This window comes from Citrobacter amalonaticus (genome assembly GCF_037053465.1).
GTDB lineage: Bacteria > Pseudomonadota > Gammaproteobacteria > Enterobacterales > Enterobacteriaceae > Citrobacter_A > Citrobacter_A amalonaticus_H.
The window spans coordinates 119,729-133,079 of record NZ_JBALIF010000003.1 but is presented as its reverse complement, the minus strand read 5'-3'; the positions used below and the strand labels follow the sequence as shown (position 1 = coordinate 133,079).

Sequence of the window (13,351 nt, the reverse complement as noted above, 5' to 3'; positions counted from 1 at the left end):
CTTATCCGGCATTCTTTCTTTATACTTCGTAATCCATCTCGTCGTCGTTATGCAAAGGGATAATTTGCACTTTTTGTACGCGATGGCTTTCTACCTGCAATGTTTTCAGCAGGAAATCCCCCACCTGAACTTCCTCACCCTGTTTCGGGATACGTTGTAGATATTCCATCAGCAGACCAGCAATGGTGTGATACTCCCGTTTTTCATCAAGCGGCAGCGGGACATACTGCACCAGATCCTCCAGCGGCATATGACCGTTTGCCGTCCAGGAGCCGTCCGCATTTTTCTGAATATCATGACGGGCGTCGATCTCCTCCGCCTCATTGGGCAAATTACCGGCGATGGTTTCGGTGACATCACTGAGTGTCACAATCCCTTCGACAGAGCCAAACTCATCGACCACAAAGGCAAAGTGCGTTCTCGCGTTGCGGAACTGCTCCAGCGCCGGCAGCAGCGGCAGCGTCTCCGGGAACACCAGCGGCTGGCGAATCAACACGCGCAGGTCAAGCGGTTCTCCGCGCAGCGACTGCTGTAGCAAATCAATGACGTGAACGACGCCCAGCAGATCTTCTTCATCGTGCCCACCGGTCACGACCAGACGCGTATGCTGGTTTTTCTCCAGCAGCGCGCGGATCTCCTCTTCCGGCGCGGTGAGATCGATATGCTCAATATCATGGCGCGAGGTCATAATACTGCTGACGGTGCGCTGGTTGAGGTTGAGCACGCGCTCAATCATTCGACGCTCTTGCGGGTTGAAGATCTGGCTGTCGTCGTGGTCAACCAACATAGAGGCCGTCTCCGCATCCAGCTCCGCGTCCTCTTTTTGCCCGCTCAACAGGCGCATTACCGCTTCAGTTGTGCGCTGACGCAGCGTGTGGTTAGCCGACAGGAAGCGGCGACGATTGAAGATAGCCAACTGGTTCAGCGCCTCGATCATCACCGAGAAGCCAATCGCGGCATACAGATACCCTTTCGGGATATGGAAGCCAAACCCTTCCGCCACCAGACTGAACCCGATCATTAACAGGAAGCTGAGGCAGAGGATCACAATCGTCGGGTGGCTGTTCACAAAGCGGGTGAGCGATTTGCTCGCCAGCAGCATCAGACTGATGGCAATAATTACCGCCGCCATCATCACCGCCAGGTGGTCAACCATACCGACAGCGGTGATCACCGAGTCGAGCGAGAATATGGCGTCCAGTACCACAATCTGCGCCACCACGCCCCAGAATTTGGCACCTTTACGCTGAGTGGGGTTGTCGCTGTCTTTCCCTTCGAGCCGTTCGTTTAGCTCCATGGTGGCTTTGAAGAGTAAGAAGAAACCACCAAACAGCATAATCAAATCGCGGGCGCTGAAGCTCAGGCTCTGCACGCTAAACAGCGGCTTCGTCAGGGTGACCAGCCACGAGATAGACGCCAGCAGCAGCAGACGCATCAACATTGCCAGAATCAGCCCGGTTACGCGTGCGCGGTCGCGTTGCGCAGGGGGGAGTTTTTCGGCGAGGATGGCAATAAAGACCAGGTTATCAATGCCGAGGACCAGTTCGATCACCACCAGCGTGATGAGTCCGGCCCAGATTGACGGATCGGCAATCCATTCCATAGTAAACGTAATACCTTTCGTTATATGACAATTGTCACAATTCGATCATGGATAAAGCTGGCGTAAATTGCAATGGCGAGAAGAGATTTATCACGTATTAATCCCGGGTAATTGCACTGATAATGACCATAAAGTTACTACAGGGAATGATTTCATTCTGCGGAATATATTTAAGAAATATCGCAGGGTGGGACAAATAAATAGATATTGTCAACATCAAGCAATTCCGAAAATCAGGTGTTTATTTCGCTTAATATTAATCTTAAAAACAGCGAATAGCAGGTATGTTACCTTGCCTGCTATTACGTTAGCTGTAACAATTCTTCCAGCGTTAATGATAGGCGAGAAAATATTATCGCGTGGTATCTGAATTCATTAATGACCGACACTCATAATACTTTGCCTGTTTCTCTTTTATGTTAATAAGAGAAAGGGGAAGTTTATAAAATCTAATCTAATCAGTGTATTGGTAGCTAAAAAGCCAGGGGCGGTAGCGTGCCTGACGCCTGAGGATGAGTTTGCAATATTCTGTCAATAGCTTACGGATGAATTCAAATTTTTTAGGACTGATGCCAGTTAAATTTCTTTTCAATTAGCTGCAATGTAAATGTGTACGGTGAAGTTGCTATTTAAATTGCACAGGATAATTACTCTGCCAAAGTGATAAATAATCAATGATGAAATCCAAAATGAAATTGATGCCATTATTGGTGTCAGTGACCCTGATAAGCGGTTGCACAGTACTTCCGGGCAGCAATATGTCGACGATGGGTAAAGACGTGATTAAACAGCAGGACGCCGATTTTGATCTTGACCGGATGGTGAATGTGTATCCCCTTACACCACGACTGGTTGAGCAATTACGTCCCCGTCCGAACGTCGCCCAGCCGAATATGTCGCTGGATCAGGAACTCGCCAGCTACCAATACCGTGTGGGACCCGGCGATGTGCTCAACGTCACCGTCTGGGATCACCCTGAACTCACCACCCCTGCGGGGCAATACCGTAGCTCCAGCGATACCGGCAACTGGGTGCAGCCGGACGGCACCATGTTCTACCCCTACATTGGCAAGGTCAGCGTGGTTGGCAAAACGCTGGCAGAAATCCGCAGTGATATTACCGGGCGCTTAGCGAAGTACATCGCTGACCCGCAGGTGGACGTTAATATCGCCGCTTTCCGATCGCAAAAAGCCTATATCTCCGGGCAGGTGAATAAATCGGGCCAGCAGGCGATCACCAACGTTCCGCTGACCGTTCTCGATGCGATTAACGCCGCGGGCGGCCTGACGGAAATGGCGGACTGGCGCAACGTCGTGTTGACTCACAACGGCAAAGAACAACGCATTTCCCTACAGGCGCTGATGCAAAATGGCGATCTGAGCCAGAACCGTCTGCTCTATCCGGGCGACATTCTCTATGTGCCGCGTAATGACGATCTGAAAGTCTTTGTGATGGGTGAAGTGAAAAAACAGAGCACCCTCAAGATGGACTTCAGCGGCATGACGCTGACCGAAGCGCTTGGCAACGCCGAAGGTATCGACCTGACCACCTCCAACGCCAGCGGCATCTTTGTTATCCGTCCGCTGAAAGGCAAAGGTCCGGGGGGCAAAATTGCCAACATTTATCAGCTCGATATGTCCGATGCGACCTCGCTGGTCATGGCGACGGAATTCCGCCTGCAACCGTATGACGTGGTGTATGTCACCACCGCACCGGTTGCGCGCTGGAACCGTCTGATCAATCAGTTGCTGCCGACCATCAGCGGTGTCCGTTACATGACGGATACGGCCAGCGACATTCATAACTGGTAACCGTCATGTTTAACAAAATATTAGTGGTTTGCGTGGGGAACATTTGCCGTTCCCCAACGGCTGAGCGTCTGCTCAGACAGTATCACCCGCAACTGACCGTGGAATCCGCAGGTCTGGGGGCGCTGGTCGGAAAAGGCGCTGATGTGGCGGCGATGAGCGTCGCGGCGGACCATCAGCTCTCTCTGGAAGGGCACAGCGCGCGTCAGGTTACCGGACGCCTGTGTCGTGGCTATGACCTGATTCTGGCGATGGAAAAAAGGCACATTGCCTCGCTGCACGAACTGGCCCCGGAGATGCGCGGCAAAGTCATGCTGTTCGGTCACTGGGACAATGAGCGCGAAATTCCCGATCCGTATCGTAAAAGTCGCGAGGCGTTTGAAGCGGTGTACGCATTACTTGAACGGTCTGCTCGCCAGTGGGCGCAGGCATTGAACGCAGAGCAGGTAAAATAATGACAGAAAAAGTAAAACAGTCTGCCGCTCCGGTAACCGGCAACGATGAAATCGATATCGGCCGTCTGGTGGGAACCGTTATTGAGGCACGCTGGTGGGTGCTGGGCATTACCGCAGTCTTTGCACTTTGCGCGGTGATTTATACGTTCTTCGCGACCCCCATCTACAGTGCCGATGCGCTGGTGCAGATTGAGCAAAACTCCGGCAACTCGCTGGTGCAGGATATCGGCTCCGCGTTATCCAACAAACCGCCCGCCTCAGAAGCGGAAATTCAGTTGATTCAGTCCCGTCTGGTGTTAGGCAAAACGGTGGACGATCTCGACCTGGATATCTCGGTCAGCAAAAACACCTTTCCGCTGTTCGGTGCCGGCTGGGAGCGGCTGATGGGCCGTCAGAACGAATCGGTGAAAGTCACCACCTTTACGTTGCCAAAGGGCATGAACGAACAAACCTTCACGCTAAAGGTACTGAGCGATAAACGCTATGAACTGAACAGCGACGGCGGTTTTAGCGCGCGTGGGCAGGTGGGGCAGACGCTGAATAAAGACGGGATCACCATGGTGGTTAGCGCGATTCACGCACGTCCGGAGACCGAATTTACCGTCACCAAATTCTCCACGCTGGGGATGATCAACAACCTGCAGAACAACCTGACGGTGACGGAAAACGGGAAAGATACCGGCGTACTGAGCCTGAGCTTTACCGGTGAAGACCGCGATCAAATCCGTGACATTCTCAACAGCATCACCCGCAACTATCTGGAGCAGAACGTTGAGCGTAAATCGGAAGAGGCGGCGAAAAGCCTGGCCTTCCTCGCAAAGCAACTGCCAGAGGTGCGAAACCGCCTGGACGTGGCGGAGAACAAACTGAACGCGTTTCGCCAGGATAAAGACTCCGTTGATCTGCCGCTGGAAGCCAAAGCGGTGCTGGACTCAATGGTAAACATCGACGCGCAGCTTAATGAGTTGACCTTTAAAGAAGCGGAAATCTCGAAACTCTTCACCAAAGCGCACCCGGCGTACCGCACGCTGCTGGAAAAGCGTCAGGCGCTGGAAGATGAAAAGGCCAAACTGAACGGACGCGTGACGGCAATGCCGAAAACGCAGCAGGAGATCGTGCGCCTGACGCGTGACGTTGAATCCGGCCAGCAGGTTTACATGCAGTTGTTGAACAAACAGCAGGAGCTGAAGATCACCGAGGCCAGCACCGTGGGTGACGTCCGTATCGTCGACCCGGCTATTGCCCAGCCCGGCGTGCTGAAGCCGAAAAAAGCGCTGATTATTCTCGGCAGCATCATTCTCGGCCTGATGGTCTCCATCGTTGGCGTGCTGCTGCGTTCACTGCTCAACCGTGGGATCGAAAGCCCGCAGGTACTGGAAGAGAATGGCATCAGCGTCTACGCCAGCATTCCGTTGTCGGAATGGCAGAAGTCGCGGGATAGCGTCAAGACCATTAAAGGCGTTAAACGTTACAAGCAGAGCCAACTGCTGGCGGTGGGGAACCCGACCGATCTGGCGATTGAAGCGGTGCGCAGCCTGCGTACTAGTCTCCACTTCGCCATGATGCAGGCGCAAAACAACGTACTGATGCTTACCGGGGTCAGCCCGTCGATCGGTAAAACGTTTGTCTGCGCCAACCTGGCGGCGGTCATCAGCCAGACTAACAAACGTGTACTGCTGATCGACTGTGATATGCGCAAAGGCTACACCCATGAACTCCTCGGCACCAATAACGTCAACGGCCTTTCTGAGATTCTGAGCGGCAAAGGGGACATCGAAACCTGCGCGAAACCGACGTCGATTGCAAACTTTGATCTCGTCCCGCGCGGTCAGGTGCCGCCGAATCCCTCTGAACTGTTAATGAGCGAGCGTTTTGGCGAACTGATGCGTTGGGCGAGCAGCCACTACGATCTGGTACTGATCGATACGCCGCCGATTCTGGCGGTGACCGATGCCGCGATTGTCGGGCGTCATGCGGGAACCACGCTGATGGTTGCTCGCTATGCTGTCAACACCCTGAAAGAGGTGGAAACCAGCCTTGGCCGCTTTGAGCAAAACGGCATTCATGTGAAAGGGGTGATCCTCAACTCCATCTTCCGTCGTGCGACCGGTTACCAGGATTACGGGTACTACGAGTACGAATATAAGTCAGACACAAAATAATAAACCGTGAGTGGCCTGCTCATTGAGTAGGCCTGATAAGCAAAGCGTCATCAGGCATAGCTGCCGGATGACGGCGTAAACGCCTTATCCGGCCTACACGTTGGGCCACTGGCAAGACTTCCTGGGAAATGAAGATGAAAACAGACAAACCATTGATTTCCATTTATATGCCAACCTGGAACCGGCAGCAGCTCGCCATTCGGGCGATTAAATCGGTGCTGCGCCAGGATTACCCTCACTGGGAGATGATCATCGTCGATGATTGTTCCTCCTCTTATGAGCAGCTACAGCAGTTTGTGGAGGGGCTGAACGATCCACGCGTGCGCTACACGCACAATGCAATCAACGCTGGCGCTTGTGCGGTGCGTAACCAGGCGATTGTGCAGGCGAAAGGGCAGTACATCACCGGGATTGATGATGACGATGAGTGGACGCCAAACCGCCTGAGCGTGTTTCTGGCCCATAAGCATCAACTGTTCACCCATGCGTTTTTGTACGCCAATGACTATGTCTGCGAAGGGGAAGTGTATTCACAGCCTGCCAGTCTGCCGCTGTATCCCAAATCGCCTTACTCGCGCCGTCTGTTCTATAAACGCAACATCATTGGTAATCAGGTGTTTACCTGGGCCTGGCGTTTCAAAGAGTGCCTGTTCGATACCGAACTGAAAGCCGCACAGGATTACGACATCTTCCTGCGGATGGTGGTGGAGTACGGTGAACCGTGGAAGGTGGAAGAGGCTACACAAATCCTGCACATCAATCATGGCGAAATGCAGATCACCTCGTCACCGAAAAAATTCTCCGGTTACTTCCACTTCTACCGCAAACACAAGGACAAATTCGATCGCGCGAGCAAGAAGTATCAGTTGTTCACGCTCTACCAGATCCGCAATAAACGCATGACCTGGCGCACTTTGCTGACGCTCTTTTCGTTACGCAACGGCAAACGTCTGGCGGACGGGCTGCGGGGACGTTAAGGATGCTGGAAGATATTCGCGCGAATAGCTGGAGCCTGCGTCCCTGCTGCATGGTGCTGGCCTATCGGGTGGCCCATTTTTGCTCGGTATGGCGTAAAAAAAACGTGCTCAATAATCTCTGGGCCGCGCCGGTGCTGGTGCTGTATCGCGTTATCACGGAATGCCTGTTTGGTTATGAAATTCAGGCGGCGGCGACCATTGGCCGACGCTTCACCATTCATCACGGTTATGCCGTGGTGATTAACAAAAACGTAGTGGCGGGTGACGATTTCACCATTCGTCACGGCGTCACGCTAGGGAATCGCGGAACGGACAGTCTGGCCTGCCCGGTCATTGGCAATGGCGTAGCGCTGGGCTGCAACGTGGTGGTTCTCGGTGATATCACCATCGGAAATAACGTCACCATTGGCGCGGGGAGCGTGGTTCTGGACAGCGTTCCGGACAACGCGCTGGTGGTGGGCGAGAAGGCCCGGGTTAAGGTAATCAAATGAACATTCTGCAATTTAATGTGCGACTGGCGGAAGGCGGCGCGGCTGGAGTGGCATTGGATCTGCATCAGCGCGCACTGCAAAAAGGGCTCTCTTCGCAATTCATTTACGGCTACGGCAAGGGAGGAAAGAAAAGCGTCAGCCATAGCCAGTATCCGCACGTTTACAAACAGACACCGCGCCTGATGTCGGTGGCGAACATCGCGCTGTTCCGCCTGTTTAACCGCGACCTGTTTGGCAACCTGAATAATCTGTACCGGACGGTTACGCGCACGCCTGGCCCGCTGGTGCTGCACTTTCATGTCCTGCACAGCTATTGGCTCAATCTGGCTGATGTGGTGGCGTTTTGTGAAAAAGTGAAAAATCACAAACCGGATGTGACGCTGGTATGGACGCTGCACGATCACTGGAGCGTCACCGGGCGCTGTGCGTTTACCGATGGCTGCGAGGGGTGGAAATCCGGCTGCCAGAAATGCCCGACGCTGGAGAATTACCCGCCAGTCAAAATCGACCGTGCGCATCAACTGGTGAGCGGTAAGCGGCAGTTATTTCGCCAGATGCTGGCGCTGGGCTGCCAGTTTATCTCGCCAAGTCAACATGTCGCCGATGCGTTCAACAGCCTTTACGGGCCAGGACGCTGTCACATTATTAATAACGGTATCGACATGGCGACCGAAGCGATTCTCTCGGCGTTGTCGCCTGTCAGTGAAACCCAGGGTAAACCGAAAATAGCGATTGTTGCGCACGATCTGCGTTACGACGGGAAAACCAACCAGCATCTGGTTCACGACATGATGGCGCTGGGCGACAGGATTGAGTTGCATACCTTCGGCAAGTTTTCGCCGTTTAACGGGGCCAATGTAGTGAATCACGGCTTCGAAACCGACAAAGCCAGGCTGATGAGCGCGCTCAATGAGATGGACGCGCTGGTGTTCAGTTCCCGCGTCGACAACTACCCGCTGATCTTATGCGAAGCGTTGTCGATCGGCGTGCCCGTCATTGCCACCCACAGCGAGGCGGCGCAGGAAGTGCTGCGCAAGTCAGGCGGAAAAACATTCGCGGCGCACGAGGTGCTGCAACTGGTGCAAATGCGCAAAGCCGGGATCGCACAGGCCGTTTTTGGCACGTCGCTCAGCGAATTTCACGCCCGCAGCCGTGCGGCATACAGTGGTCAACAGATGCTGGAGGAATATGTCTCGTTCTATCAGAATCTGTAGCTATCTGCTGCTGCCGCTTATTTATCTGCTGGTCAACGTTAAAATTGCCCAACTGGGCGAAAGCTTCCCCATTACCATTGTCACTTTTCTGCCGGTGCTGCTGTTGCTGTATGTCGAGCGCATCAGCATTAAAAAACTGATGATTGCCTTAGGAATTGGGGCGGGATTAACGGCATTTAACTGGCTGTTCGGCCAGTCGCTGGATGCCAGCAAGTACGTCACATCGACGATGCTGTTTGTCTATATCGTGATCATCATTGGTATGGTCTGGAGCATTCGCTTTAAAACCATTTCGCCGCATAACTACCGTAAAATTCTGCGTTTTTTCTATCTGGTGGTCGCGCTGGTCGTCATGCTGGCGGCGGTGGAAATGGCGCAAATTATCCTGACCGGCGGCAGTAGCCTGATGGAAGCAATTTCGAAGTATCTTATTTACAGTAACAGCTATGTTCTGAACTTTATTAAGTTTGGCGGAAAGCGAACCACCGCGCTCTATTTTGAACCGGCATTTTTTGCTCTGGCGTTAATCTCAATTTGGCTCAGTATCAAACAGTTTGGTATCAAAACGCCTAAAACCGATGCTATGATTCTGGCAGGAATAATATTATCAGGATCGTTTTCAGGGGTAATGACATTTATCTTGTTTTACCTGCTGGAATGGGCTTTTCAGTATCTGAATAAGGATGCGATAAAGAAAAAACTGCCTCTGGCGATAATCTCATTAGCCGTGTTTTTAGTGGGGGTGATATTTGCCTTTCCGTATATTTCTACGCGTCTGGGAGATTTGGGGACGGAAGGGTCGTCTTCTTATTATCGCATTGTCGGTCCGTTAGTGATGGTCGGTTATTCTTTGACCCATATTGATGGCGTAGTCAGATTCGGCTCACTTTATGAATATGTTGCATCATTCGGAATCTTTAACGGTGCAGATGTCGGGAAAACAATAGACAATGGTTTGTATCTGCTGATTATTTATTTTTCCTGGTTCGCTGTGTTAATGACACTGTGGTACATGGGGAAAGTTTTAAAAATGACGCTCAATGCGTTTGGCGATAATCGGAATTTCCGGGTGCAGCTCTATCTTTTTACACCGGTATCATTGTTTTTTACCGGTTCGATATTTAGCCCGGAATATGCCTTTTTAATCGTTTGTCCGTTTATTTTGCGCAAGGCGCTGAATATTACAAAAGTATGATGAGGTTAATCCTATGCTGCTCAGTATTATTACCGTCGCGTTTCGCAACCTGGACGGCATCGTCAAAACCCATGCGTCGCTGGTGCATCTGGCAAAAGCCAGCGATATCCAGTTTGAATGGATCGTCGTGGATGGCGGCTCTCATGACGGGACGCGGGAATTTCTGGAAAACCTTTGTGGCAACTACAACTTACGCTTTATCAGCGAGCCGGATAACGGTATCTATGATGCGATGAATAAAGGTATTGCTCTGGCCCAGGGTAAGTTCGCGCTGTTTCTGAATTCCGGCGATACGTTCCACCCGGATGTAGCCCACTTTGTGCGTCAACTCCAGACACAAAAAGATGACGTTATGATTACCGGCGATGCGTTGCTTGATTTTGGCGATGGTCATAAAACAAAACGTCGCGCGAAGCCGGGTTGGTATATTTATCACAGCCTGCCCGCCAGCCATCAGGCGATATTTTTCCCGGTAGCGGGTCTGAAAGTCTGGCGCTATGACCTGCAATATAAAGTTTCATCCGATTATGCGCTGGCCGCCAGATTATATAAAGAAGGTTATAACTTCAAAAAACTCGACGGTCTGGTCTCTGAATTTTCCATGGGCGGCGTGTCAACGACGAATAATCTGGAATTATGCGAAGACGCCAAAAAAGTGCAGCGTCAGATATTACGTATGCCAGGTTTTTTAGCTGAATTATCGAAGCGATTACGGTTGCGTACAACCGGTAAAACGAAAGCCTTATATAACAAAGCCTGAAATATAAGAGTTCATTATGCAGGATCTCAGTGGTTTCTCTGTGCCGAAAGGGTTCCGGGGCGGCAATGCAATTAAAGTGCAATTGTGGTGGGCGGTGCAGGCCACATTATTTGCCTGGTCGCCACAGGTGTTATATCGCTGGCGCGCTTTTTTGCTCCGTCTGTTCGGCGCAAAAATAGGAAAAAACGTAGTCATTCGTCCTTCCGTCAAAATTACTTATCCCTGGAAATTAACCATTGGGGATTATGCGTGGGTCGGCGATGACGTCAATTTATATACGCTGGGCGATATTACGATTGGCGCCCATGCGGTGGTTTCACAAAAGAGTTATTTGTGTACCGGTAGTCACGATCATACCAGTCCCCATTTCGATATTAACGCCAGCCCGATTGTGATTGGCGAGAAATGCTGGCTGGCAACGGATGTGTTTGTGGCGCCAGGCGTCACGATAGGCGATGGCACCGTGGTCGGTGCGCGTAGCAGTGTTTTTAAGTCGCTACCGGCAAACGCGATTTGCCGGGGCAATCCCGCAGTGGCAACGCGTGAACGCGTTACAACGTTACACCCTCATGGGATCAATTAAGAGGTAATACAATGTCAAAAGTCGCGCTCATCACCGGTGTAACCGGGCAAGACGGTTCTTACCTGGCGGAACTTCTGCTGGAAAAAGGGTATGAAGTTCATGGTATCAAGCGTCGTGCATCATCATTTAACACCGAGCGTGTCGATCACATCTATCAGGATCCGCACGCAAGCAACCCGAAATTCCATCTGCATTATGGTGATCTGACGGATTCCTCCAACCTGACCCGTATTTTGCAGGAAGTGCAGCCGGATGAGGTCTACAACCTGGGCGCGATGAGCCACGTCGCCGTTTCCTTCGAATCGCCGGAATACACCGCCGATGTCGATGCCATGGGGACACTGCGCCTGCTGGAAGCGATTCGCTTCCTCGGGCTGGAGAAGAAAACCCGCTTCTATCAGGCATCGACCTCTGAACTGTACGGTCTGGTGCAGGAAATCCCGCAGAAAGAGACCACGCCGTTTTACCCGCGCTCGCCATATGCTGTCGCTAAGCTGTACGCGTACTGGATAACCGTCAACTATCGCGAATCCTATGGCATCTATGCCTGTAACGGCATTCTGTTCAACCACGAGTCCCCGCGCCGAGGCGAAACCTTCGTCACCCGTAAAATCACCCGCGCGATCGCCAACATCGCACAGGGCCTGGAATCCTGCCTGTATCTCGGCAACATGGACTCTTTGCGTGACTGGGGCCATGCAAAAGATTACGTCAAAATGCAGTGGATGATGCTGCAACAGGAACAGCCGGAAGATTTCGTTATCGCCACCGGTGTGCAGTACTCCGTGCGCCAGTTTGTTGAAATGGCCGCCGCGCAACTAGGGATCAAACTGCGCTTTGAAGGTGAAGGTGTGGAAGAGAAAGGCATTGTGGTTTCTGTGACCGGTCATGATGCGCCGGGCGTGAAACCGGGTGACGTTATTGTCGCCGTTGACCCGCGTTATTTCCGTCCGGCGGAAGTGGAAACCCTGCTGGGTGACCCGAGCAAAGCGCATGAGAAGCTGGGCTGGAAACCAGAAATTACGTTGCAGGAGATGGTCTGTGAGATGGTGGCAAAAGATCTGGAAGCGGCGAAGAAACACTCCTTGCTGAAATCTCATGGCTACGAGGTCGCCATCGCGCTGGAGTCCTGAGAATGAGCAAACAACGAATTTTTATTGCCGGTCATCGCGGAATGGTGGGTTCCGCGATCCTCCGCCAGCTCGAACAGCGCGGTGATGTGGAACTGGTCGTGCGCACCCGCGATGAGCTGAACCTGCTGGACAGTAAAGCGGTACGGGATTTCTTTGCCACGGAACGCATCGACCAGGTTTATCTGGCGGCGGCGAAGGTGGGCGGCATTATCGCCAACAATACGTACCCGGCAGACTTCATCTTTGAAAACATGATGATGGAGAGCAATATCATTCACGCCGCGCATCTGCACGACGTGAATAAGCTGCTGTTCCTCGGCTCCTCCTGCATTTATCCGAAGCTGGCGAAACAGCCGATGGCGGAAAGCGAACTGTTACAGGGGTCGCTTGAGCCGACCAACGAACCGTACGCCATTGCCAAAATTGCCGGCATCAAACTGTGCGAGTCCTATAACCGCCAGTATGGTCGCGACTACCGCTCCGTGATGCCGACCAACCTGTACGGACCGCACGATAACTTTCACCCCAGCAACTCGCACGTGATCCCTGCGCTGCTGCGACGTTTTCACGAAGCCACCGTGCAGAATGCGCCGGATGTGGTGGTGTGGGGCAGTGGAACGCCGATGCGTGAATTCCTGCACGTCGACGACATGGCGGCGGCCAGCATTCATGTAATGGAAATGGACAGTGAAGTCTGGCGGGAAAACACCCAGCCTATGCTGTCACATATTAACGTCGGAACGGGCGTGGATTGCACCATTCGCGAACTGGCACAAACCCTCGCCCAGGTGGTGGGCTACAAAGGTCGCGTGGTGTTCGATGCCACAAAGCCGGATGGAGCGCCGCGCAAGCTGCTGGATGTGACGCGTTTGCACCAGTTGGGCTGGTATCACGAGATAACCCTGGAGGCGGGCCTTGCCAGCACTTACCAGTGGTTCCTTGAGAATCAGCATCGGTTCCGGGGGTAAGC

At 52.6% G+C, this 13,351-nt stretch carries 12 protein-coding genes; 11 read left to right on the top strand and 1 reads right to left on the bottom strand.

Annotated features, from left to right (window positions below):
• Nucleotides 1-19: 19 nt before the first annotated feature.
• On the bottom strand, nucleotides 20-1,603 hold the full coding sequence (locus WB371_RS06205) for a TerC family protein (protein ID WP_336219229.1): 1,584 nt from the start codon (nucleotides 1,601-1,603) through the stop codon (nucleotides 20-22).
• A gap of 674 nt (nucleotides 1,604-2,277) precedes the next feature.
• Between WB371_RS06205 and WB371_RS06200 the strand changes: the two genes are divergently transcribed.
• From WB371_RS06200 to fcl, 11 genes are all read left to right on the top strand, one after another.
• Nucleotides 2,278-3,414, top strand: coding sequence for a polysaccharide export protein (locus WB371_RS06200; protein ID WP_336219228.1), 1,137 nt, complete (start codon nucleotides 2,278-2,280; stop codon nucleotides 3,412-3,414).
• A 5-nt stretch (nucleotides 3,415-3,419) separates the two neighbouring features.
• Nucleotides 3,420-3,866 carry a low molecular weight protein-tyrosine-phosphatase Wzb gene (gene wzb / locus WB371_RS06195; RefSeq protein WP_336219227.1) on the top strand — a complete coding sequence of 149 codons (447 nt, stop codon included), beginning with the start codon at nucleotides 3,420-3,422 and terminating at the stop codon, nucleotides 3,864-3,866.
• Nucleotides 3,866-6,028 carry a tyrosine-protein kinase Wzc gene (wzc, locus tag WB371_RS06190; RefSeq protein WP_336219226.1) on the top strand — a complete coding sequence of 721 codons (2,163 nt, stop codon included), beginning with the start codon at nucleotides 3,866-3,868 and terminating at the stop codon, nucleotides 6,026-6,028. The genes wzb and wzc overlap by 1 nt, the downstream gene beginning before the upstream one ends.
• Nucleotides 6,029-6,162: 134 nt before the next feature.
• Nucleotides 6,163-7,005 (top strand): colanic acid biosynthesis glycosyltransferase WcaA, encoded by an 843-nt coding sequence (wcaA, locus tag WB371_RS06185; RefSeq protein WP_336219225.1) that lies wholly within the window; start codon nucleotides 6,163-6,165, stop codon nucleotides 7,003-7,005.
• A 2-nt stretch (nucleotides 7,006-7,007) separates the two neighbouring features.
• Nucleotides 7,008-7,496, top strand: coding sequence for a colanic acid biosynthesis acetyltransferase WcaB (wcaB, locus tag WB371_RS06180; RefSeq protein WP_336219224.1), 489 nt, complete (start codon nucleotides 7,008-7,010; stop codon nucleotides 7,494-7,496).
• Entirely contained in the window at nucleotides 7,493-8,710 is a 1,218-nt protein-coding gene (wcaC, locus tag WB371_RS06175) for a colanic acid biosynthesis glycosyltransferase WcaC (RefSeq protein WP_336219223.1), read from the top strand. The genes wcaB and wcaC overlap by 4 nt, the downstream gene beginning before the upstream one ends.
• The gene (wcaD, locus tag WB371_RS06170) at nucleotides 8,685-9,905 is read left to right on the top strand and encodes a colanic acid polymerase WcaD (RefSeq protein ID WP_336219222.1); all 1,221 of its coding nucleotides are present in this window, start codon (nucleotides 8,685-8,687) and stop codon (nucleotides 9,903-9,905) included. Before wcaC ends, wcaD begins: the two co-directional genes overlap by 26 nt.
• A 13-nt stretch (nucleotides 9,906-9,918) precedes the next feature.
• The gene (gene wcaE, locus WB371_RS06165) at nucleotides 9,919-10,665 is read left to right on the top strand and encodes a colanic acid biosynthesis glycosyltransferase WcaE (RefSeq protein ID WP_336219221.1); all 747 of its coding nucleotides are present in this window, start codon (nucleotides 9,919-9,921) and stop codon (nucleotides 10,663-10,665) included.
• A 16-nt stretch (nucleotides 10,666-10,681) separates the two neighbouring features.
• Nucleotides 10,682-11,248 (top strand): colanic acid biosynthesis acetyltransferase WcaF, encoded by a 567-nt coding sequence (wcaF, locus tag WB371_RS06160; RefSeq protein ID WP_336219220.1) that lies wholly within the window; start codon nucleotides 10,682-10,684, stop codon nucleotides 11,246-11,248.
• An 11-nt stretch (nucleotides 11,249-11,259) separates the two neighbouring features.
• Complete coding sequence (gene gmd, locus WB371_RS06155; RefSeq protein WP_336219219.1) at nucleotides 11,260-12,381, top strand: GDP-mannose 4,6-dehydratase; 1,122 nt, start codon at nucleotides 11,260-11,262, stop codon at nucleotides 12,379-12,381.
• A 2-nt stretch (nucleotides 12,382-12,383) separates the two neighbouring features.
• Nucleotides 12,384-13,349, top strand: a complete 966-nt coding sequence (gene fcl, locus WB371_RS06150) for a GDP-L-fucose synthase (RefSeq protein ID WP_336219218.1) — start codon at nucleotides 12,384-12,386, stop codon at nucleotides 13,347-13,349.
• The last annotated feature ends 2 nt before the right edge of the window (nucleotides 13,350-13,351 follow it).

Coding starts and splice junctions, on each gene's coding strand:
- gmd (WP_336219219.1), top strand. CDS start 11,260: ATGTCAAAAGTCGCGCTCATCACCGGTGTAACCGGGCAAGACGGTTCT.
- wcaA (WP_336219225.1), top strand. CDS start 6,163: ATGAAAACAGACAAACCATTGATTTCCATTTATATGCCAACCTGGAAC.
- WB371_RS06200 (WP_336219228.1), top strand. CDS start 2,278: ATGATGAAATCCAAAATGAAATTGATGCCATTATTGGTGTCAGTGACC.
- wzb (WP_336219227.1), top strand. CDS start 3,420: ATGTTTAACAAAATATTAGTGGTTTGCGTGGGGAACATTTGCCGTTCC.
- wzc (WP_336219226.1), top strand. CDS start 3,866: ATGACAGAAAAAGTAAAACAGTCTGCCGCTCCGGTAACCGGCAACGAT.
- wcaB (WP_336219224.1), top strand. CDS start 7,008: ATGCTGGAAGATATTCGCGCGAATAGCTGGAGCCTGCGTCCCTGCTGC.
- wcaE (WP_336219221.1), top strand. CDS start 9,919: ATGCTGCTCAGTATTATTACCGTCGCGTTTCGCAACCTGGACGGCATC.
- wcaF (WP_336219220.1), top strand. CDS start 10,682: ATGCAGGATCTCAGTGGTTTCTCTGTGCCGAAAGGGTTCCGGGGCGGC.
- fcl (WP_336219218.1), top strand. CDS start 12,384: ATGAGCAAACAACGAATTTTTATTGCCGGTCATCGCGGAATGGTGGGT.
- wcaC (WP_336219223.1), top strand. CDS start 7,493: ATGAACATTCTGCAATTTAATGTGCGACTGGCGGAAGGCGGCGCGGCT.
- WB371_RS06205 (WP_336219229.1), bottom strand. CDS start 1,603: ATGGAATGGATTGCCGATCCGTCAATCTGGGCCGGACTCATCACGCTG.
- wcaD (WP_336219222.1), top strand. CDS start 8,685: ATGTCTCGTTCTATCAGAATCTGTAGCTATCTGCTGCTGCCGCTTATT.